The organism is Nostoc sp. DedQUE08, from assembly GCF_034530895.1.
In the GTDB taxonomy this organism is placed as follows: domain Bacteria; phylum Cyanobacteriota; class Cyanobacteriia; order Cyanobacteriales; family Nostocaceae; genus Nostoc.
This window is the reverse complement of record NZ_JAVRCD010000041.1, coordinates 36,086-60,296: the sequence shown is the minus strand read 5'-3', so window position 1 is coordinate 60,296 and position 24,211 is coordinate 36,086. Positions and strand designations below refer to the sequence as shown.

At 41.8% G+C, this 24,211-nt stretch carries 23 protein-coding genes; 9 read left to right on the top strand and 14 right to left on the bottom strand.

Going from position 1 to position 24,211, the window contains the following annotated elements:
• Positions 1-17: 17 nt before the first annotated feature.
• The 3 genes from RMY64_RS24365 to RMY64_RS24355 form a co-directional block, all read right to left on the bottom strand.
• Positions 18-821, bottom strand: a complete 804-nt coding sequence (locus RMY64_RS24365; protein WP_322701352.1) for an SDR family NAD(P)-dependent oxidoreductase — start codon at positions 819-821, stop codon at positions 18-20.
• Positions 822-1,053: 232 nt separating this feature from the next.
• On the bottom strand, positions 1,054-2,709 hold the full coding sequence (locus RMY64_RS24360) for a B12-binding domain-containing radical SAM protein (protein WP_322701351.1): 1,656 nt from the start codon (positions 2,707-2,709) through the stop codon (positions 1,054-1,056).
• Between the two features lie 292 nt (positions 2,710-3,001).
• Positions 3,002-3,880 carry an NAD(P)H-binding protein gene (locus RMY64_RS24355; protein WP_322701350.1) on the bottom strand — a complete coding sequence of 293 codons (879 nt, stop codon included), beginning with the start codon at positions 3,878-3,880 and terminating at the stop codon, positions 3,002-3,004.
• Positions 3,881-4,286: 406 nt separating this feature from the next.
• On the opposite strand from RMY64_RS24355, the gene RMY64_RS24350 reads away from it, so the two are divergent.
• From RMY64_RS24350 to RMY64_RS24335, 4 genes are all read left to right on the top strand, one after another.
• Positions 4,287-5,906 carry a cyclic peptide export ABC transporter gene (locus tag RMY64_RS24350; protein ID WP_322701349.1) on the top strand — a complete coding sequence of 540 codons (1,620 nt, stop codon included), beginning with the start codon at positions 4,287-4,289 and terminating at the stop codon, positions 5,904-5,906.
• A 59-nt stretch (positions 5,907-5,965) separates the two neighbouring features.
• Positions 5,966-6,196, top strand: coding sequence for a DUF6737 family protein (locus tag RMY64_RS24345; RefSeq protein ID WP_104906287.1), 231 nt, complete (start codon positions 5,966-5,968; stop codon positions 6,194-6,196).
• A gap of 107 nt (positions 6,197-6,303) precedes the next feature.
• Positions 6,304-6,618 (top strand): hypothetical protein, encoded by a 315-nt coding sequence (locus RMY64_RS24340; protein WP_322701348.1) that lies wholly within the window; start codon positions 6,304-6,306, stop codon positions 6,616-6,618.
• Between the two features lie 923 nt (positions 6,619-7,541).
• Complete coding sequence (locus RMY64_RS24335) at positions 7,542-8,561, top strand: sensor domain-containing diguanylate cyclase (RefSeq protein WP_322701347.1); 1,020 nt, start codon at positions 7,542-7,544, stop codon at positions 8,559-8,561.
• A 122-nt stretch (positions 8,562-8,683) separates the two neighbouring features.
• On the opposite strand, the gene RMY64_RS24330 is transcribed toward RMY64_RS24335, so the two are convergent.
• Both RMY64_RS24330 and RMY64_RS24325 read right to left on the bottom strand, forming a co-directional pair.
• Positions 8,684-9,274 carry a thioredoxin family protein gene (locus RMY64_RS24330; RefSeq protein ID WP_322701346.1) on the bottom strand — a complete coding sequence of 197 codons (591 nt, stop codon included), beginning with the start codon at positions 9,272-9,274 and terminating at the stop codon, positions 8,684-8,686.
• Between the two features lie 226 nt (positions 9,275-9,500).
• A complete protein-coding gene (locus tag RMY64_RS24325; protein WP_322701345.1) occupies positions 9,501-11,411 on the bottom strand; it encodes an acetate--CoA ligase family protein in 1,911 nt (636 codons plus the stop codon).
• A gap of 328 nt (positions 11,412-11,739) precedes the next feature.
• On the opposite strand from RMY64_RS24325, the gene RMY64_RS24320 reads away from it, so the two are divergent.
• Both RMY64_RS24320 and RMY64_RS24315 read left to right on the top strand, forming a co-directional pair.
• Entirely contained in the window at positions 11,740-11,943 is a 204-nt protein-coding gene (locus RMY64_RS24320) for a hypothetical protein (protein ID WP_322674187.1), read from the top strand.
• 403 nt (positions 11,944-12,346) lie between these two features.
• Positions 12,347-13,201, top strand: coding sequence for a cyanophycinase (locus RMY64_RS24315; RefSeq protein WP_322682894.1), 855 nt, complete (start codon positions 12,347-12,349; stop codon positions 13,199-13,201).
• A 258-nt stretch (positions 13,202-13,459) separates the two neighbouring features.
• Here the strand turns inward: RMY64_RS24315 and RMY64_RS24310 are convergent, their stop codons facing one another.
• The 8 genes from RMY64_RS24310 to RMY64_RS24275 form a co-directional block, all read right to left on the bottom strand.
• On the bottom strand, positions 13,460-14,377 hold the full coding sequence (locus tag RMY64_RS24310; protein ID WP_322701344.1) for a M23 family metallopeptidase: 918 nt from the start codon (positions 14,375-14,377) through the stop codon (positions 13,460-13,462).
• A gap of 421 nt (positions 14,378-14,798) precedes the next feature.
• Positions 14,799-15,806 carry a phycobilisome rod-core linker polypeptide gene (locus tag RMY64_RS24305; RefSeq protein ID WP_322701343.1) on the bottom strand — a complete coding sequence of 336 codons (1,008 nt, stop codon included), beginning with the start codon at positions 15,804-15,806 and terminating at the stop codon, positions 14,799-14,801.
• 345 nt (positions 15,807-16,151) lie between these two features.
• On the bottom strand, positions 16,152-16,490 hold the full coding sequence (locus tag RMY64_RS24300) for a CpeR family transcriptional regulator (RefSeq protein ID WP_099102916.1): 339 nt from the start codon (positions 16,488-16,490) through the stop codon (positions 16,152-16,154).
• Positions 16,484-17,113 carry a chromophore lyase CpcT/CpeT gene (locus RMY64_RS24295; RefSeq protein WP_322688557.1) on the bottom strand — a complete coding sequence of 210 codons (630 nt, stop codon included), beginning with the start codon at positions 17,111-17,113 and terminating at the stop codon, positions 16,484-16,486. Before RMY64_RS24295 ends, RMY64_RS24300 begins: the two co-directional genes overlap by 7 nt.
• A 155-nt stretch (positions 17,114-17,268) precedes the next feature.
• Entirely contained in the window at positions 17,269-17,793 is a 525-nt protein-coding gene (locus RMY64_RS24290; protein WP_322701342.1) for a phycobiliprotein lyase, read from the bottom strand.
• 242 nt (positions 17,794-18,035) lie between these two features.
• Positions 18,036-18,794, bottom strand: a complete 759-nt coding sequence (locus tag RMY64_RS24285) for a phycobilisome rod-core linker polypeptide (RefSeq protein ID WP_322701341.1) — start codon at positions 18,792-18,794, stop codon at positions 18,036-18,038.
• Between the two features lie 476 nt (positions 18,795-19,270).
• Positions 19,271-20,134 carry a phycobilisome linker polypeptide gene (locus tag RMY64_RS24280; protein WP_322688559.1) on the bottom strand — a complete coding sequence of 288 codons (864 nt, stop codon included), beginning with the start codon at positions 20,132-20,134 and terminating at the stop codon, positions 19,271-19,273.
• Positions 20,135-20,586: 452 nt separating this feature from the next.
• A complete protein-coding gene (locus RMY64_RS24275; protein ID WP_322682886.1) occupies positions 20,587-21,168 on the bottom strand; it encodes a phycobilisome protein in 582 nt (193 codons plus the stop codon).
• Positions 21,169-21,370: 202 nt separating this feature from the next.
• Between RMY64_RS24275 and RMY64_RS24270 the strand changes: the two genes are divergently transcribed.
• Both RMY64_RS24270 and RMY64_RS24265 read left to right on the top strand, forming a co-directional pair.
• A complete protein-coding gene (locus RMY64_RS24270) occupies positions 21,371-22,033 on the top strand; it encodes a HEAT repeat domain-containing protein (RefSeq protein ID WP_322682885.1) in 663 nt (220 codons plus the stop codon).
• Between the two features lie 151 nt (positions 22,034-22,184).
• Positions 22,185-22,385 carry a hypothetical protein gene (locus tag RMY64_RS24265; protein ID WP_322674177.1) on the top strand — a complete coding sequence of 67 codons (201 nt, stop codon included), beginning with the start codon at positions 22,185-22,187 and terminating at the stop codon, positions 22,383-22,385.
• Positions 22,386-22,478: 93 nt separating this feature from the next.
• Here the strand turns inward: RMY64_RS24265 and RMY64_RS24260 are convergent, their stop codons facing one another.
• Positions 22,479-23,303: a pentapeptide repeat-containing protein gene (locus RMY64_RS24260; RefSeq protein ID WP_322688562.1), complete on the bottom strand. Its 825-nt coding sequence runs from the start codon at positions 23,301-23,303 to the stop codon at positions 22,479-22,481.
• 115 nt (positions 23,304-23,418) lie between these two features.
• Here RMY64_RS24260 and RMY64_RS24255 point away from each other — a divergent pair, with 115 nt between their 5' ends.
• Positions 23,419-23,997: a phycobiliprotein lyase gene (locus tag RMY64_RS24255; protein ID WP_322682882.1), complete on the top strand. Its 579-nt coding sequence runs from the start codon at positions 23,419-23,421 to the stop codon at positions 23,995-23,997.
• Positions 23,998-24,211: the final 214 nt, after the last annotated feature.

Sequence of the window (24,211 nt, the reverse complement as noted above, 5' to 3'; positions counted from 1 at the left end):
TCTTGACTAGGTGCAAATTACTTGTTGCCTGACCCCGGCTCACTGAGCTTGCGGTGCTGTTCAGCACTGACTGTATCAGGTAAAACCTTACTAACATTCGCCAGAAGCTTCGTTTTGAGCGAACCGGCGATGATGTGATCTTTGCCCGCCATCAAAGCTTCAAAACCCTGCTTGGCAACCTCAGCCGGATCGTCCTTTTGATCCGTGCCCACGTTCGTGTCGTCCATACCCGCGCGGTGGAAGAAGTTGGTATCAGTTGGCCCCGGCATCAGGGCGGTAACGGTAACGCCCGTGTCCTTCAATTCGTTGCGTAACCCCTCCGAAAAGGAATGCACAAAGGCTTTGGAGGCGGCGTAAACTGTCTCGAACGGGCCGGGCATCAAAGCGGCAATCGACGATGTGAAAAGGATTCGACCCTTGCCAAGCTCAACCATATCCTTTACCACCCGTTTGGCAAGATGTACAGAGGATACGACATTTAGATCGATCAGATTGAGTTCGTCCTTTAAATCGGTTTCACGGGCGAAATCACCACCGACACCAACACCTGCGTTGATGGCGATCGCATCCACTGGTCGCCCAGTTGCCTTAATCTGGTTGTAGAGTGTCTCAACTCCGTCATAGCTAGCCAGATCGGCCTGCACCGTTTCAACTTTAGCACCCAGCCCCTCAAAAGCTTGAGCCGCTTCGTCAATGCTCGATCCGGTGGCTGTAACTAGAAGATCGAAGCCGTTTTGAGCAAACTGTTTTGCAAGTTCATAACCGATGCCGTTAGAGGCACCTGTCACGACAGCCAAAGGTCGGGTCACTGAACTGTTCATAACCATCTAAAATTCCTATGTAACTGCTCCACACTCGCTGGCGATGGTTTTATCGCTACCAAATAATTGCATGGACTGTGGGCTTTCAACCCTTACAATCTTAGGCAGGTGGCAGTGCGATCGCGTCTTTCTAAGGAAGTATCGCGAGTGTATCTTCAAGGTTACTTTTTTACAGTTCTGTATATACCTCTAACAGATTTTCAGGCTCTCAAAACTTATTTTAAGTGTTACCTTAGCTACGAACTTTCGTAACGATTTTTTGGGAATAAAATGAAGCCGATTCTTCATTTTTGGCGCAATCTTGGGCAAACTTAATTAAATGATGTCCGACAAGTCCAACGTGAACCAAGTTTTCAATATTACCTGCTTTTAGTGCTGGCTTGGCCATTTTCCAAAAAGTTTGGCGATAGTTACTAAATAAGCCTATCCGCAGCAAAATATTGGTTAAATAAGTTAAACCCTTGCGAATATTAGCCCCAGAAGTGCGAGATGGACTGTTAGGAACTTCGATGCGATTTGGATAGGTGTGTTCCATATTGTAGGCAAATCGCTGATATAAAAATTCTGGCTCATAAGCAGTTGTAATACAGCGCCGCCACATTTCAACAACTTGTTCGTAAGGCATCAAAAACTCAACATTTGATTCCCGGCTTTCATCATAGACAAGTCGTCCTTCTGCTTCTAATCTCCGCCATAATGGAGTTCTCGGTAACGCATGAAGCAGGTTAATTGTCAACATTGGAATTTGCGATGCCCGAATAAATTCGAGAATTCGGTCTGCTGTTTCTGGTGTATCTGTATCTAACCCGATGATGATTCCTGAAACTACTTCCATACCATAACTATTTAAAACCTGAATCGCTTTTAAGATTGGCATACTTAGGTTTTGGTCTTTGGAAATCGCATGAAGGGCATTTGGTTCTGGTGTTTCGATACCGCAAAAGATTGTGCAGAAATAAGCTTCGCGCATCATTTCCAGCAGCTTTGGACTTTGAGCTAGGTTGAGCGTTGCTTCACAGGCAAACTGGATGGGATAGCCATTGCGTTTTTGCCAGTCAATCAGATGAGGAAGTAACTTCATGGCGGCGCGGCGATCGCCAACAAAGTTATCATCGACAAAATACACTGCTCCCAAATTGCCAGATTGTCGCATTGCATCTAACTCCGCGACTACTTGCTCTGGCGTTTTCATTCGGGGACTGTTGCCATAGAGTTCGGGAATATCGCAAAACTCGCAGTGATAAGGGCAGCCACTAGAAAACTGCACATTTGCTAGGAAATAATCATTGATATTCAGCAAATGATAAGCTGGGGTGGGAAACTCTGTTAAGGGTAAACGTTCCTTGGTTTCAAAGCGAATTTGTTGTTGCGGACGTTGAGAGTTTTGGTCTAGATATTCGATCATGCGATCGCTAGCATCTCCCAATTCGCCCAAGTGTAAAATGTCAAAATCAGGATAATATTCTGGACACCCAGATACCGAAGGCCCGCCGACAACGGTAATTTTCCCCGCTCGATGGGCAAGTTCGTTAATTTGATTAATCTGTGGTTTTTGGATATGCATTCCACTCACAATCACCACATCTGCCCATTGGTAATCAGCCCTACTTGCTGATTTGACATTTTCATCAATAAACCGCACTTCCCACTCTTTAGGTAAGTAAGCAGCCACAATTAAAATACCTTGGGGTGGCATAAAAGCCCGAACACTACCCATAAGTGGGTAAGCATGATGAAAAGTACCAAAAGAACGGCTGTACTTGGGAAAAATACACAGAATGCGTCGATGGTGCAAAGGAACGTAGCGGGTTCCTTGAGTGACAGAAGCGGTTTTAGAATTGCCCGCGACGTTAATTTGATTCTCTAAAGACTTTAAATTTACAGTCATCGCAAATTTCACCCTGGAAAACTGAGCAGGTAATTTGACAGTTTATTGACATAATTAGCTGTAATTCCAACTAGCTTACCAAAGAAAGGTAGGAGGCAGAAGGAATTAGAAATGTATTTTTGCTCAAAACAAAGTCCTAGCGATTATAAATTGCCCATTCTTACCTTCAGTAAATTGCAAAGTTTTTTTCAAACTAAACAATTAATAACTTCCTCAAGGGTTTTTGAATCGGTTAGGGCTATTTATTTTGGTGAAGTCAAGAGTAATTATTAGGATGGGCGTAAATTCCTTGTTAAAAAGCAGCAGCAAATTCTTTTGCAAAATCTTCCAACTTTACTTTGCCCATAGCAATTGGCTTATGCAGTTCATAATCCTGCCGCGATGCGCCGCTGTGAATGCTGCTGCCCATTTCAACAAAGTTGGCCGCAATATGTGCCGACATTCCACTCTCTTCCAAACCGCTTTGTGTTTGCTCATCGGTCAAGATTACCCATTTTAAATCCGGCTTGCCAATGGCGGCGCCTAAGATGTGAGCGGTTTCGTTGGCCGTATGCTCGTCACTCACCACATACCGCACTTGCTTGTCGGTAGCAGCTGTTTCTATCTCTTCTGCGGCGGCGGCGGCAATATCTCTTGGGGCAACCATTACAAGCTTGTCGTCGCCACCATAGTTTGCGCCAATAAAGCCCAGCCCTTTTATCATATCTACAAAGTTGTAAAGATTGGAGTAGAAGTAACCAGGGCGCAGATGCGTAATGGCTACGTCTGACAGCTGATTCAAAATGCCTTCTACATCGTGAGAACCGAGGATAAATCCGGTGCCTTTATCTAAATTCGCGCCCATACTGCTGAGATGAACCACACGCTTTACGCCCGACCGTTGAATGGCTTGTGCATAGTTGCTGCCAGTTTTCTGGTAATACTCTCTTGGATCGGGCACGGTATAGTTTGGCGGCACCATAGCATACACGGCATCAGCACCAGTAAAGGTGGACACCAGAAAATTAACGTCTTCCAGTGAGCCGATGGCAGCGGTGGCGCCCAAAGCTTCAATGTCTTTTTGCTTTTCCGGCTTGCTGCTGATAACCGTAACCGTATGACCTTTTTGCACTAACTCCTTTGCCAGTGGCTTGCTGATGTTTCCTAACGAACCTGTTACTATAACTTTCATAAATATTTCGTTTTTGTTTGCGAGGGTTCTTGAATTGGTTAGTGCTATTTGTTTTGGTAAAGTTAATGGTAATTATTAGGATGGGCGTAGATTCCTTATAATTTAATTTTTTGAAACTCTTTTCAAGAATATAAGTTTTATTAAAATTTAGGTATTATTTACAACTAATATGTACGGGGAATTGAATTGGCACAGGCGTAGCCCTTGAGAAAAACTTTGCGATTTACTGACCTTGTGCCTGATTCATGGTGATATTTGAAGGGATGTTTAACTGGTAAAATATAAAATCTACCCTAGCAATGCAAATTTAATTGGTTGGCAAACAACTATTATGGAAATCGCGCATGGGACATAAAAAGAGAGATTTTCATTTTTTGTTGTATCCAACTGGGTATAGGCATTTGTCATGAATTTGATTTACTTTCTTTTGCGTTCTTCGTGGGGGATGGTGGCGATCGCGATCGCTACCGGATTTTTGAGTGGCGGTAGTAGTGCTGGCTTGATTGCCTTAATTAGCCATGCTGCAAGTAGCGGTAATGCTTCCCGCCTCACATCGATAATTTGGGGTTTTGCGGGGCTGGCTATAGTTGCACTAATTACCAGTATCGTTTCTCAAGTGATGCTGATTCGCCTTTCTCAGAATGCAGTCTTGCAATTACGGATGCGTTTAAGTCGCCAGATTCTCGCTTCCGAGTTGAGTCATTTAGAACGCTTAGGGAATCCTCGATTATTGGCTACTTTAACAGAAGATATTCAGGCGGTGGCTAATGCTGTTTATCAGATGCCTTTTATCTTTATTAATTTAGCGATCGTCCTGGGTTGTATAACGTATATAACCTGGCTTTCTTGGTTAGTATTGTTGATGGTTTGTGGGATTTCAGTAGTTGCGATCGCTAGTTGTCAGTGGCTACTCAACAGAGGCGGACAATTACTTACTCTAGCTCGTGAAGATGAAGATCATCTATTTAAACATTTTCGCACAATTACCGAAGGAGTCAAGGAACTTAAACTAAATTACAAGCGGCGTGAAGACTTTTTAGAAGAGAAACTACAATCAACTGCTAACGAGTTTCGCAATCACAACGTTAACGGTCTAAGCCTTTTTGCTATAACTTCAAGTTGGGGTCAACTCATATTTTTTTTCGCTCTCGGTTTTGTACTGTTTGTCCTCCCTAATCTGCTTACTATCAATCCCGAAACTCTCTCTGGCTACATTTTGACCTTTACTTACTTGGTGTTACCAATGGATAACATCATCAGTAAACTTCCTTTATTAAGCAAAGCTAGCATTGCTTTACAAAAAATCGAATCACTGGGTTTATCTCTAGCTAGTCGAACTGAAATATCCACTGTTCCACCTGCTCTGAAATCTGACTGGCACAGGTTAAAATTTCAAAGTGTCACCCACACTTACTACACAGAGCAAGAAGACAATAGCTTTATTTTTGGCCCCATCGATTTAACACTTTATCCTCAAGAATTAGTCTTCATTGTTGGCGGTAATGGTAGCGGTAAATCTACATTAGCTAAATTAATTACTGGACTTTATATCCCAGACAACGGCGAAATCTGGTTTGATGACAAGTTAATTAGCGAAGAGAATCGTGAATGGTATCGCCAGCATTTTTCCGTGGTGTTTTCCGACTTTTATTTATTTGAAGAACTTTTAGGATTAAAAAATTCTCACTTGGATGCTCAAGCCAGAAAATATTTACAAAAACTGCAACTAGACCATAAAGTGAAAGTTGAAAATGGACAAATTTCTACCACTGCTCTTTCTCAAGGACAACGAAAACGGCTAGCTTTACTCACAGCCTACTTGGAAGATCGACCAATTTATCTATTTGATGAGTGGGCAGCCGATCAAGATCCAGTATTCAAAGAAATATTCTACACTCAACTTCTCCCAGAACTGCGATCGCGGGGTAAAACAGTACTGGTGATTAGCCATGACGATCGCTATTTTCATTTAGCAGACCGAATTATCAAACTTGACTATGGCAAAATAGAGTACGATAAAACTTAATCTGGCAAAATCATTCATAATTATTAAAATAATATTTGGAGTTTGACTAAATAAAACTAATGTCTGAACAAAAGCCCATAAATCCTTGGAACTACAAACCTTGGTGGTGTCAACCTTGGTCTATAGTTCTCACGGGTGTAACACTGATTGGTGGTAGCTGGTTACTATTTAAAACTATCTGGCTAACAGTTCTCGTTTCCATCCCGATAGGAACGTGGATGGTATTTTTTGTGTTGTTTTGGCCGCAACTAATGATTCGCAGTGGAATTTTAGAGTCGTATAAAGAGTAGTTTGAGCTTAATGTAATGCGGGAAATTAGTCTAGGTAGAGAAAATTATTCCACCACGTTCGAGATTTAGTATATCTGATTGTATGCAGCTAATTATATCAAGTTCGGGTGATTACTTGTAATAAAATCTATCGATGTAGCGACTGTCTGAAAAATCAAACAATCGACTTGTTTGTGAGGATTTATGAAAGCGATGCCTACAACGGGCTACGCCTACGCACCTATGTACTCGATCGCGGTGCGACAAAGTTTGAAGTACCTCAAAACGACTTTGGAGTACCTCAACACGACTTTGGAGTACCTCAAAACGACTTTGGAGTACCTCAAAACGACTTTGAAGTACCTCAAAACGACTTTGAAGTACCTCAAAACGACTTTGAAGTACCTCAACACGACTTTGGAGTACCTCAACACGACTTTTAAGTACCTCAAAACGACTTTGGAGTACTTCAAAACGACTTTTAAGTACCTCAACACGACTTCGAGGTATCTGTTGCTTATACAGCAGTCCTAAATCATTCGTGAGAATTTGAGTCAGATTTTTTAGTCACCTGATTTTTTTGCCTGAAACGCTTGTAAATCAGCGCCTTTTAGGGAATGAATCAGCCCTGCCTTATCAAGGGGGACAACAGAAAATTTAGTTCCCTCCCCAAGACATACTACGGTGTGTGTACAAGTCAAATTACCCCCCTTAATCCCCCCTTATAAAGGGGGGAAATAAGAAAAATCCGGTTCCCTTCCCTTTATAAGGGGAGGGTTAGGGTGGGGTAAAACCGTGATTTCTCGGCTATTTCAGACTTGTGTATACACCGTAGCTGCCCTTGGTAAGGAGGGAGGTCTACCACTTCTTCTAAAATACGTATTATATCTGCGTAAGCGTGCAGAGATGAGCAAAACTGTGCTGCAAAGTTAAGCGATCGCTCAAGAAAATTATAAGAAGAAGTTCTCCTAATCGGTTTCTAACCCTCGGAACTTACGTAGATATAAACAAATTAGTAGTATCAAAAACATTAATCCATGATAAAGAACTCTAACAATAGAATAAGTTTTAATAATTTTTTAATAAAATTGATATTTATTAAGCTTCTTTGGGGCAAAAAACCTTGTAAGTATCTAAATAGTTAGGTAATTTGCACAGGGAAAGTTAGGGTGACATGAACAACAGAGCAAACCAAAGGCATGAAGCACATCATGTAATAAAATATTTCTGTATATTCAACCGAATGTTGATTTTCGTTGCAGAGATATTTATGTTACCCAGCCTTGTAGCTGGAGAGGTAATACCGCGGTTGTTTCAAAATTTACAATGCCCTAGACTTTCCTGGCTAAGGCGTAGACATTCATCTGTGAAAATCCAACCTGTTCCTCTACCTGACAATGAAACGGAAAGGCTCAAAGCACTGGCAGACTACAATATTCTAGATACCCTACCCGAACAAGCATTTGATGACCTAACTGCGATCGCTGCCTACATTTGTAAGACTCCAATTGCTTTAATTAGCTTAATTGATAGCGATCGCCAATGGTTTAAATCTAAGCTTGGACTAAAAAGTAGCGAAATACCCAGAGATTGGTCTTTTTGCTCCCATGCCATTCTGCAACCAGATGATATATTAGTGGTTTCTAACGCCCTTAAAGACGATCGCTTTAATAACAATCCCTTAGTCAAAGGTAATCCCAAAATTCGTTTTTATGCTGGTGTCCCTCTAATTACGCCTGATGGTCTTCCAATTGGGACATTGTGTGTTATGGATACCATTCCTCATCGCCTAAGTTACCAGCAGTTAGATGCACTGCGCCGCCTAAGTCGTCAGGCGATCGCTCAAATAGAACTCATTCAGGAAGTTCGCTACCGCAAACAAGCAGAGATTGAAGGAAGACAGTTATCGCTGACTGATGAACTAACAGGTTTGCATAACCGACGTGCTTTCTTGCTGATGGCTGCACAGCAGTTGAAAATTGCTCACCGCATGAAAGTGTTTTGCTGGGTTATGTTCATTGATTTAGATGGACTAAAACAGATTAACGACACCCTTGGTCATGACATGGGAGATGCTTTAATTATTGATGCTGGTCGATTACTTAAGCAAAGTTTTCGGAGTTCAGATATTGTTGCCCGCTTGGGTGGAGATGAGTTCATTGTTTTCATCTCTAGCTACTTTAAGGACGCTGATACTATCCAAGCGCGTCTACAAACAAATATCGCTAACTTTAATCAACAGCAAAACCGTAGCTATAAACTTTCGATGAGTATCGGCATAGAGCGTTACTCACCAGAGAGCAATATGTCACTAGAACAACTAATCGCCAGGTCTGACAAATTAATGTATGCTCAAAAGCGTCTCAAGCGGCAATCAGTTACATAGAATATCCCATCACATAAAAGTCTTTAACTACGAATTACGAACTTGTACTGAGCGTAGCCGAAGTATTACGAATTACGAACTTATACTGAGCGTAGCCGAAGTATTACGAATTACGAATTATTTTAATTTACCACCTGGCTCCCATGACTGCGGGGATCATCTTGATTCGCCGTTGGTGCTACTGGGGCTGAAAACTTAGAAACTTTACCGCTAGCTTGAGCATAAGGGAGAGAGGAACCAGTAACCAAAGCTTCTAAGTTAGTAGCCATAATCTTCCGGGGTTGATCGCCGATCGCTTGGGCTATGGTTTCTCCTTGCTGACTCAAAAATACAAAATGAGGAATTCCATCCACCCGAAATCTCAGCATTTCCGGCAGCCACTTGGTATTATCTACATTCAACATGACAAAATTCATCTTGTCAGCATACTCTGTTTCTAGTTGAGTGATATCTGGTGCCATTTTTTGGCAGACAGTACACCAATCAGCATAAAACTCTACTAGAGATGGTTTGCCATTGCTGAGGGCTACTTCTAACGGTGTGGAAGTCTCGCTTAACTTAGCTAGAGTTGCCGAGGTTGTTTCAGTTCGCAATCCTAAGACGAGGGAAACGCTAAGTGCGATCGCTACCATTACAATTAAGAAGTTTCTCAGACGCTTCCCGAATATAGATTCAGGTTTTTCGGGAGAATTAACAGATGAATCAGTACTCATAACAGCACAATTATTAAAACTTCTTAAGCAATTTCTTCTTTAGTTTAGCTGACTCTACGCTCTTTAATTTCTCTAGCTTTGGAACAGTTGAACTGGGGGTTGGGGATTGGGGATTGGGCATTGGGCATTGGGCATTGGGCATTGGGCATTGGTTATAAATTATTCTCCCCTACCCGCCTACTCCCCAGTCCCCAGTCCCCAATCCCCAGTCCCCTATTTACTTAACTTACAAAATTGCTCCAGTTTCCTTCAAATAAACCCGCGTAAATGGTTCATCTTCACCCAAAGTATAATCTTCAATCAACCCTTTGCGACGAATAGAAATATCGTTGCCTTTTTTAATCACCACAGTCGAACCATCGAAAACATCTCGCGCCAAAATCATCTCAATTTCGGTGGGATTATCCAAAACTACGATATTACTATTTTGGTAAAATATGCCCTGTTCTTCGAGGATTTCTTCAGGATACTCGGCAATTAGCAAATCAACTTTGGGATGACGCAGCAAAGTTTGAACATTACTGTTGTAATCTTTGCTTAATACTTTTTTCGAGCGATTCACAAAAACAGCATCACGGCAAACAGCACCTATTGTCCAGTTGGGATTTTGCAAAAGGATATGGTCAATCGTTGCTTGCAGTTCTTCAACTGAGATTTTGTTAAAGGTAATAATTGGTATCCTGGCATCTGTACCCGACTCAAAAAAGGTTTCTAAAATATGAGAAGGTACATCAACACTTTCACCAACAGAAGGTTTCAGATGCATTAAAACGCCTGGTGCAGCATTGATTTCTAAGATGGCAAAGTTACTGGATTTCCAAGATTCTGCAAGACTTTTGGTGATTACATCAATCCCCAGGCAAGTCAGTTGGAAATGTTGGGCAATATCTTGCGCCAAGATAATATTGTCGTCATGAACTGTCGGGGTTGCATCGATGCTCATACCTCCAGCTGAAAGATTGGCAACTTTACGCAGGTAAACAGTGCGTCCTTTCTCAATCACGCTCTCTAATGATAAACGCTGTTCTTCTAGGTAGAGTTCCATCGCTTCATCGATCTGAATTTTACTCATCGGCGAGGTTGGCGTGTCTAAACGTGCAGGTTTGCGGTTTTCTTGGCGAATTAACTCTGCAAGCGTTAAATACCCATCACCCACAACTGATGCGGGACGGCGTTCTGTGGCGGCTACAAATCGACCATTAACACACAGCATACGAAAATCCGATCCTGTGATGCTTTTCTCAACAATTATTCGGGTTTGCTGATTTTCAGGAATCGCTGCCAGTGACCGATTAAAAGCAGATATCAGTTCTTTTGAGTCTTGTACATCAGCCGTGACACCAATTCCTTTGTGACCTACCACTGGCTTAACTGCCACTGGGTAGCCAATTTCTCGTGCTGCTGCCAAAGCTTCTTTTTCGGTAAAGACAATACTACCTTCAGGTACTGGGAAACCCAAGGTTTTCAAAAATGCCTTACAATCATCCTTGCGGGTAGTAAATTCCGAATCTAGATGGCTATCGCAGTTAAATGTTGTTGCTACTCCCCGGACGTGTTTTTTTCCTAAACCGTATTGCATCAATCCTTCTTCCCACAAATAAAAGGCGGGAATACCTTTTTCATAAGCTGTTCGCAATAGGGCGTAAACCGTGGGGCCTCCGTAGACAGATGCGCGAAATTTATCTTGCAGCCTTACCAGCTGGTCATCAAAGGCAAAGTCTTCATCTTGGGTAATGGCTTCAAACCAATCCCAAACAAAGTAAATTACCTCTCTAGTTGTGCGTTCATGTAGTGATTGAATGCTAATCCGGGTGAGATTTGGATATGGCTTCACACTCCAGCGATGAAGGTGTAAATCCATGTCCAATTTTGCCGCTTCGGATACAACTTGGGCAAAGAGATGGGCATAAGATTCGTAGGTTTGCTCGCGAAGATTTGGATAGCGATCGCCAATGCTGGCAATATAATCTTCAATGGGCAAAGGCTCTCTAGAGTCAATTAGAGCAAAATCAAATGCTAGCGCCCCTACATTTAAATAAGGGTTGGGGCCAAGGTAATGCTTGAAGTTGAAAATATCGAATACATCCGTTCTTCTAGCATTAATGCGGACTAATTCACTGCTTTTTTGTAGAACCATTGATTACGAACCTTCGGCTAAACACCCTAAATTTTTAATGCTGAGTTGTAATTACTCAGACTTATAGATTGTAGATTGACTCAGGTTAATTTTGGAGAGTGATGGCTTTGCCACTGAGCTAATCAGAACCCACGTTAACTTTATTACTAAGCATTTTTAACTATCTTAAGGCATAATTAAATCTTCAATCTTCTGTTAGGAACCAAGAACAGTCAATTCATCCTCATGAATAATTAAAGATATAACCTTTGAAAGGTACAACACTCATCCTAAAATTGTATAAATATATGTAGGGCATTAAAAAGACAGTATAAAAAGACAGCAAAGTATGAATAGCACACAAGCTGCTCTAAGAGATGAAATTCGAGAACTGGCTGACGAAGCTTTTCACCAAAAGCTGATCTCTGGACATGGGGATGGCCCAGACATGAATGAATATCAAATTGTCTACCAAGGCAAACCCAGGCATCTCCCACTCGAACAAGCACGTTTTTTCTTAACTAACTTGCTTTACAAAAGTCGGATTCATTAGAACTTGCCATCAGATATCTATTTGCATCTAGCTAGGGTCAATACCAATTACTCGCATCGCCCGATAAATCTCCAATAGATCGTTAGCAATATTGCCAAAAATGCCTCTAGAAAATACTTCTAGAGGCAGTTGATGTTGTAGATTTTATTTAGTGACTGGAAAATTAAATAATTTTTCAGAAAAGTATTTTGGTCTAATTGCGATGTCTAACGACAAGCCGCTTCTGTACGAACGCGAACAGGGTGTCGCAGACAGACGCTTTGCGTAGCAAGATCCCCGTAGGGGTATGCGTCTACGCAAATGTTAACCCTACTTTTATCAAGTAATCTATCAAAGGGATGATTTGATACATTGAATTGTCATGTTTTAGTGAAATTTATTAACTCAAATCCCAGGGAGCATCATGGTTGAAAGTAATATCAAAAAGCAGTTAGTAATTATTGGCGGAGCCGAAGATAAAGAGGGTGATTCCGTAATTTTGCGGGACTTTGTCAGACGCGCTGGAGGTACAAAGGCGTATATTGTAATTCTGACAGCAGCCACAGAACTACCAAGAGAAGTGGGAGAAAATTACATCAGAGTGTTTGAGCGCCTGGGAGCCGAAACTGTTCGCATTATTGATACAGAAACCCGTGAAGATGCAGCTTCATCTACCGCGTTGGAAGCTATTAATAAAGCAACTGGGGTGTTTTTTACAGGGGGAGATCAAGCTCGTATTACCAACATCCTCAAGGACACCGAAATCGATGCGGCGATTCACCAGCGCTATTCTGAAGGCGCAGTTATCGCAGGCACAAGCGCCGGAGCTGCTGTGATGCCAGACGTAATGATTGTGGAAGGCGACTCAGAAACACATCCTCGGATTGAAACTGTCGAAATGGGCCCAGGTATGGGATTTTTACCAGGGGTAGTAATTGACCAGCATTTTTCCCAACGGGGACGCTTGGGACGTTTAATATCAGCTTTGATACTACAGCCTGCTGTCTTGGGATTTGGTATTGACGAAAATACCGCTATGGTAGTAGTAGATAACCAAATTGAAGTGATTGGTGAAGGTGCGGTTACGATTGTTGATGAATCAGAAGCTACATATAACAATATGGGCGAAATTTTGAAGGATGAGTCTTTGGCAATTTGTGGAGCAAAGCTTCATATTTTGCCACATGGCTTCAAATTTGACCTGAAAACTCGTCAACCTCTCGTAAACAATGGCTCTGTATCAAATGCCTCTCAACCACTTGCTTCAATTAACACTTAACTTTTAGCAAGTGTATTTCAACAGAAAGTTTTATTGAACAGAATTCAGGAGTCAAAATTCTGAATTCTGCATTCTTCTTCAACTAATTGCTTTCATACCCCCTGTCTGAACCTTTGGTAGGCAGGGGGTATGAAAGCTGTTTAAAACCTGAGTTTAAGCGAAATAAAGTCTGTGTAGTAGTTAAGTTTTTAACAATCTGGTATAGCAAAGAGTGATATTTAAAATAACCATCTTCACCAAAGTAAGGTAGAAACAATATCAAGGCGATTTCGTTAAACTATAAAAACTGTCAGAACGAATCTGACTGCCATTTCGCCAAACTTCAACTCTTTGTGGAGTGACTAAATAATAAAAACTACCATTATCTGCTCGATATCTGTCTTTACCAATATTCAAAGCTACTATCTTTATAGGCTTGCTAGGGGCTTGCTTCAATTGCCCAATATAAAATAATTGACCATTTTCTTCACAGACTTTTACACGAGAGCTTGCAGTCTCACCTTCAATAAGACTAATTCCATTACATTTCGTATCAGTGCTTACAGGTGCAAAATTTATAGGAATTATCTGCTGTGAGGGTAAAACTTGATTTGCTATTGGCGATGGCGAGACTGGGCGGTTCTGGTTATCCACTTGCTGAATTTGAGAACCGGAGCCAACACTTGCAGTTACCGATGTCAGCAAACGAAGGGGGTCAACTGCTATTCGACCATTTGGATGAACTTCAAAATGCAGATGAGGTGCTGTACTATTGCCTGTAGATCCCATCTCGGCAATCATTTGACCTTGAATAACCTGTTGACCTTTGCTTACCAACAAACGGCGATTGTGGCCATAAACAGTAGTGCTGCCATCGAGATGTTTAATAGTTATGGCATTTCCTAATCCCCAATTATCCCAACCTGCTTTAACAACTGTACCGGATGCCGCAGCAACAACAGGAGTTCCAGATTCTCCTGCGATATCAATGCCTTCATGTTGATATTTACGGAAGCCTTGAGAAATAAACCCTTTAGTTGGCCAGATTAAGTTAGCAGTAGGGATAGGAGTTTGCCCAATTGGGGAATCGCCTGCCAATTGTGTTAAGGCAGATTTAGGTGTAGTTAATACAGCGCTTAAGGATATTAACCCAACTAGTCCATAAGTACGGTATCGATAAATTATAGCTTTTTGCATAAGTTGTAAGTCTATTAGAACAATAATTCAGACACTTTCTGATTATTTGTTGTTTCAAGCTTACTCGGAAAATATCAGGAAATCTTTAAGCTGTTACGCAAAAAGAAAAGCACATCAACTGGTGTACCCCTCTGGGGAAGCAAGCTACGCGCAGCGTCTCCTTCAGGAGAGGTTGTCCTAAGTCAATTGTCCAAAGTCCAATTGGTAAACACAAATGACTAATGACTAATGACGGTTTACACAGAAAATAGTGCAATATGTAGGCGCGTTAGCTTAGTGAGTTTATAGCTTTTTAGCTTGTTAGATTTTGAATTCACCAACGAGGTCTTGATTTTATATCATGTCTACAGTAAAAAAATAGGTGAGTTAAACTTGCCTAACCCACCCGATAAAACTAAACACTAGAGAAATATTAGAGAAATTAGCCATTAAAAACGCGACTGCGCCATTTATTCAACCGAGCTTCCCCAATTGTTGCAGATCGTCGAGCATCAGCAATTTGCTCTTGCAAAGCTGAAATCTGTTTTTCTTGGGCGTCAGCTTGCTGTTGCAAAGATGTATATTCACCTGTGCTGGTGGGTACACTAGAAGACTGCCAAGTACTACTAAATTTTGTTGTGCCGATGCTGGCAAATGGTCGTAAGTCTGCTAATTGTTGTTGCAAAGTTGCAATCTGGCTTTCTTGCTCTTTAATTTTTTGCCGCAAGCTTTCCTCGGCTGCTGTGGAAGCTGCAATAAAGGTATTAACTGGAGCAGCAGTTTCTGGCTTAGGCTTGAATATTTCAGCCAGCAATGCACTAATATCTGTGAGTTTCTGTCTACCGTAAGGAGCGTTGGTAATTAGCGATCGCACCAGTTGAGGTTCATTATTAGTTGCTAAGTTCTTATCACTGCTAGAGTTGCTCCGCAGCAGTTGTAACATATTGGTAAATTCCAATATCTTTTTGCCCGTTTGAGTTTTATAACCCCGATAATATGGCACTATGTTCTCGCCAAAGGCATCTAGATACTCGTCGCTATCAAGATAAGAATCAATATCCGCTTCAAAACCTTTCTCATCTAGAATGTTGCTGTGATGTATCGTCTCAGAGTAATCATCAGGAGCGCGACCCAACAGGTGCTTAAAGTTAAGTTCAATTGCTCGGTAGCGGTAAACGTTATCAAAAAATCTAGAGCGATATAACTCTGATTTGGCAACTTGACGCACAAACTCACGCACATCGATTATACCTTGCTTGAGTTGGGATTCTGGAACTACGAGCCGCTCACTTTCCATGATGTAAGCATTACCCAACACTTGCCGATAAACTGCTCGAATTACAATTTCAATGTCATCAACTGAAGCAGTAGTCCACAGTTCTATAGGTTCTGTTTGGGGAAATGCTTGATATTGGCGTCGTCTGGTTTCTTCGTCTAAGAAGGTTTGCATAGTTGGGTTATTGTGGGTAAGGGGAACTAATTTGTCAAGTAAAATAAAATTTCTGTAGTAGGGTGGCAATACTAAAATGCAAAGCCATAACAGTCCCTACTTAAGATTTACTAATTCCTGGTTATTGATATTAACTTATCAACTTTTGGTGATTTTTTTAGTTACATTTTCTAACAAACTTAGACGGCTAACTATTAATAACTAACAACTAATCACAATGAGAAATTAGCAATTAGACATTAATAATTAGCCGTCAACCCCCTTGGGGAGTATTTAAAATTCAAAACTTAATTTTGAATTAGAGTATAAACGCCTGTCAGAACAATTTCTACAGGATAGTAACTCTCAAGCACGCTCATCAAATCTAGTGTAGAAACCACCGTATTTGATCCAGTATTGTTTCAAAGTATGATGAGGTGTATGTAAACTGGCTTTTGCCTGATATAAAATTACTTGGCGATGATCGCCCATCCAAATTTTGTTAACTGGGTCAACGGATATTACTGTCCCTCCTAAAGAAGCAACGCATTCAGAGAATCTCTCAATCGTTGTATATTCTAATGTCTCGAATATAAAAAAATTACCCGAACAAATCAAATGGCGGCTGCGAATCCAGCAGCGCATTTTTTTTTCAGCCAGTGGAGGCAACATTTTGGTTTTAACAGATTCAAGCTGAATCAACATGATGCGCTCACCGCACGTAATTCATCAGCAAAACTCTCCCGTTTTTCAAATTGTAATGGCCCAGCAGTAGATCCCCATATTTGCTTATGGGTTTCAATATCCATGCCTTTATCTAGACTTATCCAAGTACGCTCGGTTATTTCTACTTCGCTGACAAGATATGTCTGGCATCCATTGCGTTTAATCAGACATTGATTGCCTGGTTCCACACTACCTCGAAACATTTCACCTTCTCGTTGGAAAACCATTGAACAGTGATAACGCCGTTCGATGCTTTCTGGGGTGATGGTTTTGAGGATATCTAATTCACGAGCTGCACCTGCATAAAGCATCTGATCTTTCAAGCTGTAATTTTCGATATAAATGCGATCGCCCCAATCGACTAGTCGATGTACTCCCTGACGGTAGGGTGTCCATAAATCGTGGTCATAAGCTTGTTCAGAATAGAAACCGATACCAGAAAAAAATTCAATCGGTAAAGGACGAAAATAAATGTGAATGTGGGCGTAAAGTTGCGGATTTGCAAAAGATTGCTTGTAGTTGCTAAAATCTCCTGCCATCCAACAGGCTAAGGTGAGCAAATCGCTAGCGTTAGTGCTAGATTCGCTGGGCGCTATCGTCACGTCGCTTCGCTCCAAATTCAAAATTCAAAACTTGTACTGAGCTTGTCGTTGGCGTAGCCTCTCCGCCAGGAGAAGTATTCACGTATTACAATCTCCATAAATAAATTTAGGAGTTTGTATCCTTTTATGTTTTAACCTGATATTTGCTAATTGGTTTAAGACAAAGAGCGAATCTCTGAAGAAAAGGAAGCTGTAGTTACGCCTTTACCATCACTGGTTTTAATCATCGCTACCCGAAACCGAAGATTTGGGTTAGCAAACCAAATTCGCTCCTCAGCAGCAGCGAGTTCATACTCTGTTAACAGGGTAAAAATCCCATCATCACTCAGATGATATTTAGCCACTGCTGGAATTGTTTCAGCGTACCCCTTATCCCGCAGGAGTTTGCCTCTAGAAGGATTTTCGACATCGGGAATTGGTACTAGTACAGTACTGCCAGAGATTGGTTTATCGTCCCAGTCTGACTCACCTTCCCAAGTCATCCGAAAAGGGTGAGTGATACTGGCGGGTTCAGTGTTATACAATTGACAGATTGCTGCCACTGCTGGATCGTTAGTGGATAGAGACTCAATGTCAATGTTAGATAACACTTCTTCAAAGTGGGCGAATGCTAAATGATGAGCGCTACGCTGCGATCGCCATCGTCCAATTGAAAGTTCAAAAAAGTCAGTAATTTCCATTAGAAAAGTGATCTTAAAAAAGTAGCTTAAAATCCAAGAGATATCTTGGTAAAAAAGAAAGTTATTCTCCTAGTCTATATGTTAGCCTCCTTGACCACAACTGAATTTGGAGTGCTGAGTGCTGAGTGCTGAGTTAAGAGTTAGGAGTTAAGAGTTAGGAGTTTTTTTTGTCCCCTTGTCCCCTTGTCCCCTTGTCCCCTTGTCCCCAGTCCCCAGTCCCCAGTCTCCTTACTTAGACAAATCTAAGCAACTTCAGTGATACTGATAATTTTGCCGCCTGTGCGATGAATGTTTTGCACTTGTCCAGACAGTTGGTTGTAGTTAACTACATATTCGAGATTGCCCAAACGAGTACGGAGATTACCTGCACCTTTGACAGCCTTAATCAAGAAGCGTTTGTCGGTGCTGTTTACACTAGAACCAGCTGCGGGAGCCTTGATGGATGTGGATAAATTAGAACCGATATCGCCGATTAGTTTAGCTTTGCGATCGCTATCACTGCTAGCGAATCCTCTGACTAAGCTAAAGGTGCGGTTAAAGGTAACATTTTTAATTCCGATTTGGGAGCTTGTGCTGCGAACATAAGGAACAATATTCTCGCCAAAATTCTGCTGATATTCGTTGCTATCGATATAGGAGTCGATCTCAGCATCATAGCCCTGTTCGTTGTAGATGCGGACGTGTTCGGAAATTTCTGCCTGATCGGCAGGAGGACGCCCTAGTAGGTGCTTGAAGTTCAGTTCAATGAACCGATACTGGGAAGAAGAGTTGAAAAACAGGGATTGATAAATCTCTGATTTCGCAACTATGTTGACGAATTCGCGGACGCTGATTTTGCGATCGCGCAATTGCGATTCAGCAGTGGCTAGTCGCTCACTTGACAACAAGTGAGCATTACCCAAAACCTGTTTGTAAACTGCCCGAATCAGTGTTTGTAATTCACTTTCGCTGGTGTTCGGACGCAGTTCAACATTAGGTGAATCAATTGCCCAAAGTGACATTGAGGTATCTCCTGAAAAACGCTAATTTAATTTAATTTTCGAGCTTTCTACCCCTTATGGAGGTAGAATTTCCCATCAGTTGTCAGTTATTTTTGCTACTGACTAGCTTTTGTAAAACTTTAGTTTGTGAAAGTGTGTTAAATGTCTTCGTATATCACAACTGACGGCGGAATTGGTTAAACTCCAGATTAGCGATCGCTTTGGCTAACTTTTGAGCGATCGCGATTTACGCAAAAAATAGCCGAAAATCATTCTTTTCAGGTAAGGGCAATTTTATGTAGACGCATACTTCTAGGTGGAAGCTAGCTATGCGGAGTGTCTCGCTCAGAAGCGGCTTTCCGCAAGGTATTGCCCTTGAGTGCGTTTAGTTTTGCGTAAATCCCAGAACGAGCAACACTGGGGCTTGAAAGATTAGAGACTGAGTACACCGGAATTATTTCCCAATCCCTAATCTCTAAATCCCCAATTTTTATTCTTTAGTTGACAGGGGTAATACTGGCGATCGTGCCGCCCTGCTTGTGAATCCGCTGATACTCTTGTGAAAGCTTATTGTATGGCACGAAAAAGACTTGGTTACTGCGGCGAAATTTGGAAATATTATTTACCACATTTGCTTTGTAGCCAGTAACTTCAATCCGGTATACCTTACCATCATCACCAGAACCCACACCCTGACGAGTGCGAGGGGTAGATATTGGGTTGCGGAATGTAGCGCCCTTGCTGGCTGGTGAAACTACAGGAGTAGGCGTGCTTTGAATTAGCAAACTGTTTAATTTTGGTTGTTTGCCAGCTAAGTCACCTTTCAGGCTGCTGCTAGAAGAACCACGTACCAGTTGAAACAAGTGGGTAAACTGAACCAAACTCTGAATAGCTTCGGTTTTGTAGCCCCGAATATAAGGCACAATGTTTTCCCCAAAAGTTTCTTGGTATTCGTCGCTGTCTAGATAAGAATCAATCTCACCCTCAAAACCCTTTGTATCCAGAATAGTGCTGTGTGTACGCGTTTCTTCTAAATTCAATGGCGCACGACCAAAGAAATGTCTGAAATTTAATTCAATCGCCCGATAACGAGGGGTGTTATCAAAAAACCGCGAACGGTAAAGTTCTGACTTCCCGACTTGACGCACAAACCCGCGAACGCTAATCTCACCCCGTTTGAGTTGAGATTCAGCAACAGAAAGCCGCTCACTCTCCATTACATAAGCGTTGCCTAGAACTTGTTTATAGACAGTTCTAATTACGGTTTCAACATCCTCATTAGAGCGATTTGGCCACAGATCAATAGGATCGGTGTCTTCAAACAGAGCGACCCCTAATCGTGATGCTGGTCCAAAAGCCATTCAAACTATCTCCCAGTTAATAACTAAATTTTATGAGAAGGATATTCAGCAGATGTTAAAAAACTTTACATCATAGTGACAAAGTAGGGGACATAGAGACTTTAAATCCTTATTAGTCGTGATGATTTTAAGTTTTTGCATCGTTTGCCTTTACACATTGTGATACGATGCTGAAACCATATTTATTAAAATTTGTTAAGTTAAATTATACTTTAGAGAAAATTTAGCTTTTTTTTAGTATTGGATTTGCAATTGGGATGCAAGTGATGGTATTTTGCCATTCCCTTAAGCCAGAGTATTAATTGTGCTGAGTCACTTAAGTTTATCTCAATCAGTGGGCATGAATAAATTCAACTATCTTACGCAATATAAAATTAAGTAATATTGTTTGTTAGTCAGGGCTGAAGCTCTGACTACAAACCTTTGATTATTCATGCCCACTTACGCTTAACTTATCGAATTTGGAAAGTAGCCAATTGGCTAATTAAATGGTCAAAATAGGGAGCAAGAATTTGCTGCCGATCGGCTTGGCAGCGTTTCAAACTAGCAGTTTTGATGCTTTTTAAGCCTAAAATCATTGCATCCAATGGAACTTGTAATTCCTGATAGAGCAAATTCATATAATGCAGTCCTGTGGGACTTGTATATTCAGTGTGGCCACCCGCTATGCCATAAGTAATGCAGCGAAGAAAATGCCAAAAATCTCGCCAGCAAGCTTGGGCGCGTTCAGGTGGATAAAGACCGCCTCCAGGCTGGATAATTTCGGGATAAGTTGCCAACACTTGTTCTCTAGATTCATCAACGATTTCGGCAGCGCGATCGCGTAACAATTGAGCAACAGGAATCAACTCAGAATTATCGGGTGACAAGGTTTTAATCTGCGATAAATCTTCGTCGCTGAGGTAGCGAAAAGCATCATCCGCAGCTTGAAATATAGCGATCGCGGCTTTTGGATGGGACTGTTCCCACTCAGCAAAGCTGACAATTCTAGCTTTAGCGATTAATTCTTTAACGGTTTCGCTTAATTGAGTCATTGATTTAGGGGATAGGGGATGGGGAATGGGGCATTGGGCATTGTGCTGGAAGGGGGACAAATCAATTCAAAATTCACGCATTCAAAATTCAAACATTTTAGAGCTTCTGCCTCCTGCCTCCTGCCTCCTGCCTTTGCCTCTTCTTTTCCAATGCCCTATGCCCAATGCCCTAAAATAAAGAATAGCTGTACCAAATGCACTTATGGAAATCCATAAAATCCAAGCTGAACTAAAGAACCCAGATTTTCACTATCGTTTGAAGGCGATCGCCGCCCTAAATGATTATGAATCAGAAGTTGCAGTTCCTCTGCTTACGAGTAAACTTCATGACTCAGAATTTTTGGTGCGTTCTTTTGTGGCTAGGGGATTGGGTAATCAACAATCAGCGGAATCTTTTGCAGCTTTGATGCAAATTATGAAATTTGATGATACTCCCAATGTGCGGGCTGAGGCGGCAAATTCTTTATCGCTATTTGGCAGAGTCGCAGTTTCTCATCTAGTTTTGGCATATTATCAGGATGACCACTGGCTAGTTAGACGGAGCATTTTGGCTGCGATCGCTGAAATGGATTGCCCTGAAGAACTATTTGATATATGCGTTCAGGGTTTAAAAGATGAAGATTTCACAGTTCAGGAATCTTCTGTTGATGCACTTGGCTTACTAGCTAATTCTAGTCAACATACTGCGGCATTATCCCAAATACTAACGTTGGTGAATGATGAATCTTGGCGGATGCGGGTGCGAGTTAGCTATGCTCTAAAACGATTTGATGAACCGGAAGCCAAAGCAGCCCTGAACCAACTCAGACAGGATAAAGATCACCGGGTTGTCGGCGCTGCTTTAGAAGACCTGTTGCCACAATAGCCGTGTGGATTTGTCTGCAATGCAATATTGTGAGAAAACTTATTAGATAAATAGTAAATATTTGATTTTACCTTAAATTTGACCAAAATATCCGGTTAATCTGCCAAAATCTGGAATAAAAGATCAACTTTTTCGAGATGAGGAGGCATTTGTGACTGATATACAAACGGGTCAAATGACTTGGCGATTACCAGGTTCCTCAGAAATTGCCTTACATTTGCGGCATAATGCTTCGGAACCTTGGCGATCGTATAAAGAATTTCCCCAATATGTTCTACCCGATCCGCCTGGTTTTTCCGAAGGATACGCGACATTTTTAGCACTCCTGAAAAAGAACTGGCAGCCGTTGTAAACTCACTACAGAGCAACTGGTCAAACAATTTTGGATCGATTTATTTCGCTCACAAGGAGCGCGGCTTGCATCTAAAATCTAAAATTGGCACGGTCAAGCACTCAAACTTTCACGAGTTGTTTTGCGGGTATAGGCGTTCCAAACATCGAGTTCTGAATGTGGACGACTGGAAAGCATAGCTTTAGTTGCTTCTGTGAGTCCTTGAGCAAGAGTAAAATCTGCCCCAGCAATACTTTGAAGATGCTCCATCTCTGCATCACTGAGATCGGTTGCTCGCAGGTCTGTATCCCGCAAATCGGCTCCTGTCAATCGAGCATTCCGTAAGCAAGCCCCTGTCAAATAAGCTTTTGTTAGATCGGCACCACTCAAAGAAGCACCTTGCAAATTGGCTCCTGTCAAGTCAGCGCCACTCAGATAGGCTCCACGCAGATTAGCACCTTGTAAATCTGCATTTCGTAAAGAAGCTGTATTCAGAAAAGCACCATTGAGATTAGCACCCGGCCCTACCGCTCCCGAAGTTTTGTAGTTATATTCTTCGGGCCATTTCGTTTGTGAATCATAACGTGCTACTTGGAGTTTGGCTCCCTCCAAATTTGCACCACTGAGATTTGCTTGTTGGAGGTCAGCACGGTTTAAATAGGCTCCTTGCAAATTAGCCCCACTCAAATCGGCTCCTTGCAGATTAGCGCCTCGCAAATCTGCCCCACTCAAATCGAGATTACTTAATAGCACTTCACTAAGGTCGGCTCCTAATAGATTGGCTTTACTCAAGTTAGCTTGTCGGAAATCGACTTCCTTGAGATTAAATTGGTACAAATCTATCGAATCCACAGGGATTCCGGCTTTCAGGGCTGTTAAGATTTCTGGAGTTGGACTGGGGCGAACGCTTGTAATAAGTTGAATTTCACTATTTGTCATCAGCTGATTAAAATATCACTTTTGGAGTTATTCTACACTTTAGCTAAACCGGGACTTCATCTCATCACTCAGTATTAATAACGCCAAAATTTGATAAAACGAGGTTTCAAAACAGATGCATATAATACCGCCTTTGACAATGATCGACTTCTTCCGTAAAAGTGAGGGTACGTGGTTTACGGAACGCGCCGTTCATCATTTTGACTCGGCGGCGGATGAGTCGGGGGAGTCGAATTTGATTATAAAAGTCATGGAAAAGGACGATCCGAAAGTCCAAGAAGTTTGTAAAGCCCAAGGGATAGATCCTAATAAAGCAACAAGCGGTGCTAGCTTTGCATGGCAAGCTAACCTAGATACCAGACTACCGAATACCGATAATGCTGCAATTTTGGTTGATGTTCCCGACGAAACGAGGCGTTCTGGAAAACTGATTCGCAACCAAGGCTATGTTGAGAGCATTCCGGTTGTGAGCCGATATCGATTTGCTGATGATGGAGTGCTGACGATTGATACTGACTATGACAACAATCAAGGTCAGGAACGTTGTTGGTTTGTTACGGATGATTTTCGTGTCAGAGTCAGTACAGTACGAATGATGAACGGAATTAACTTGATGACTTATTGTTCGGAGCGTCGCTGTGTTTCCCAAGAAGTCTTGCAGCAAATGATCGGTCGCAATCATGCTAGGCGTTAGTGGGATTGGGGACTGGGGACTGGGGACTGGGAACTGGGAACTGGGAAAGAATTTTCTTAATTCCCAATGCCCAATGCCCAATGCCCAATCCCTAATCCCCAATCCCCAATCCCCAATCCCCAATCCCCAATTCCCCATTAAGGAATGTTGCTTTGTTTCTCATAAATGAGACGTGCGCGATCGCCATAACTTATTTTCATGCAAGGGTTAACAA

Excerpts from the sequence above, each read along its gene's own strand:
- RMY64_RS24365 (WP_322701352.1), bottom strand. The coding sequence starts at position 821 with ATGAACAGTTCAGTGACCCGACCTTTGGCTGTCGTGACAGGTGCCTCT.
- RMY64_RS24360 (WP_322701351.1), bottom strand. The coding sequence starts at position 2,709 with ATGACTGTAAATTTAAAGTCTTTAGAGAATCAAATTAACGTCGCGGGC.
- RMY64_RS24355 (WP_322701350.1), bottom strand. The coding sequence starts at position 3,880 with ATGAAAGTTATAGTAACAGGTTCGTTAGGAAACATCAGCAAGCCACTG.
- RMY64_RS24350 (WP_322701349.1), top strand. The coding sequence starts at position 4,287 with ATGAATTTGATTTACTTTCTTTTGCGTTCTTCGTGGGGGATGGTGGCG.
- RMY64_RS24345 (WP_104906287.1), top strand. The coding sequence starts at position 5,966 with ATGTCTGAACAAAAGCCCATAAATCCTTGGAACTACAAACCTTGGTGG.
- RMY64_RS24330 (WP_322701346.1), bottom strand. The coding sequence starts at position 9,274 with ATGAGTACTGATTCATCTGTTAATTCTCCCGAAAAACCTGAATCTATA.
- RMY64_RS24325 (WP_322701345.1), bottom strand. The coding sequence starts at position 11,411 with ATGGTTCTACAAAAAAGCAGTGAATTAGTCCGCATTAATGCTAGAAGA.
- RMY64_RS24320 (WP_322674187.1), top strand. The coding sequence starts at position 11,740 with ATGAATAGCACACAAGCTGCTCTAAGAGATGAAATTCGAGAACTGGCT.
- RMY64_RS24315 (WP_322682894.1), top strand. The coding sequence starts at position 12,347 with ATGGTTGAAAGTAATATCAAAAAGCAGTTAGTAATTATTGGCGGAGCC.
- RMY64_RS24310 (WP_322701344.1), bottom strand. The coding sequence starts at position 14,377 with ATGCAAAAAGCTATAATTTATCGATACCGTACTTATGGACTAGTTGGG.
- RMY64_RS24305 (WP_322701343.1), bottom strand. The coding sequence starts at position 15,806 with ATGCAAACCTTCTTAGACGAAGAAACCAGACGACGCCAATATCAAGCA.
- RMY64_RS24300 (WP_099102916.1), bottom strand. The coding sequence starts at position 16,490 with ATGTTGATTCAGCTTGAATCTGTTAAAACCAAAATGTTGCCTCCACTG.
- RMY64_RS24290 (WP_322701342.1), bottom strand. The coding sequence starts at position 17,793 with ATGGAAATTACTGACTTTTTTGAACTTTCAATTGGACGATGGCGATCG.
- RMY64_RS24285 (WP_322701341.1), bottom strand. The coding sequence starts at position 18,794 with ATGTCACTTTGGGCAATTGATTCACCTAATGTTGAACTGCGTCCGAAC.
- RMY64_RS24280 (WP_322688559.1), bottom strand. The coding sequence starts at position 20,134 with ATGGCTTTTGGACCAGCATCACGATTAGGGGTCGCTCTGTTTGAAGAC.
- RMY64_RS24275 (WP_322682886.1), bottom strand. The coding sequence starts at position 21,168 with ATGACTCAATTAAGCGAAACCGTTAAAGAATTAATCGCTAAAGCTAGA.
- RMY64_RS24270 (WP_322682885.1), top strand. The coding sequence starts at position 21,371 with ATGGAAATCCATAAAATCCAAGCTGAACTAAAGAACCCAGATTTTCAC.
- RMY64_RS24260 (WP_322688562.1), bottom strand. The coding sequence starts at position 23,303 with ATGACAAATAGTGAAATTCAACTTATTACAAGCGTTCGCCCCAGTCCA.
- RMY64_RS24255 (WP_322682882.1), top strand. The coding sequence starts at position 23,419 with ATGCATATAATACCGCCTTTGACAATGATCGACTTCTTCCGTAAAAGT.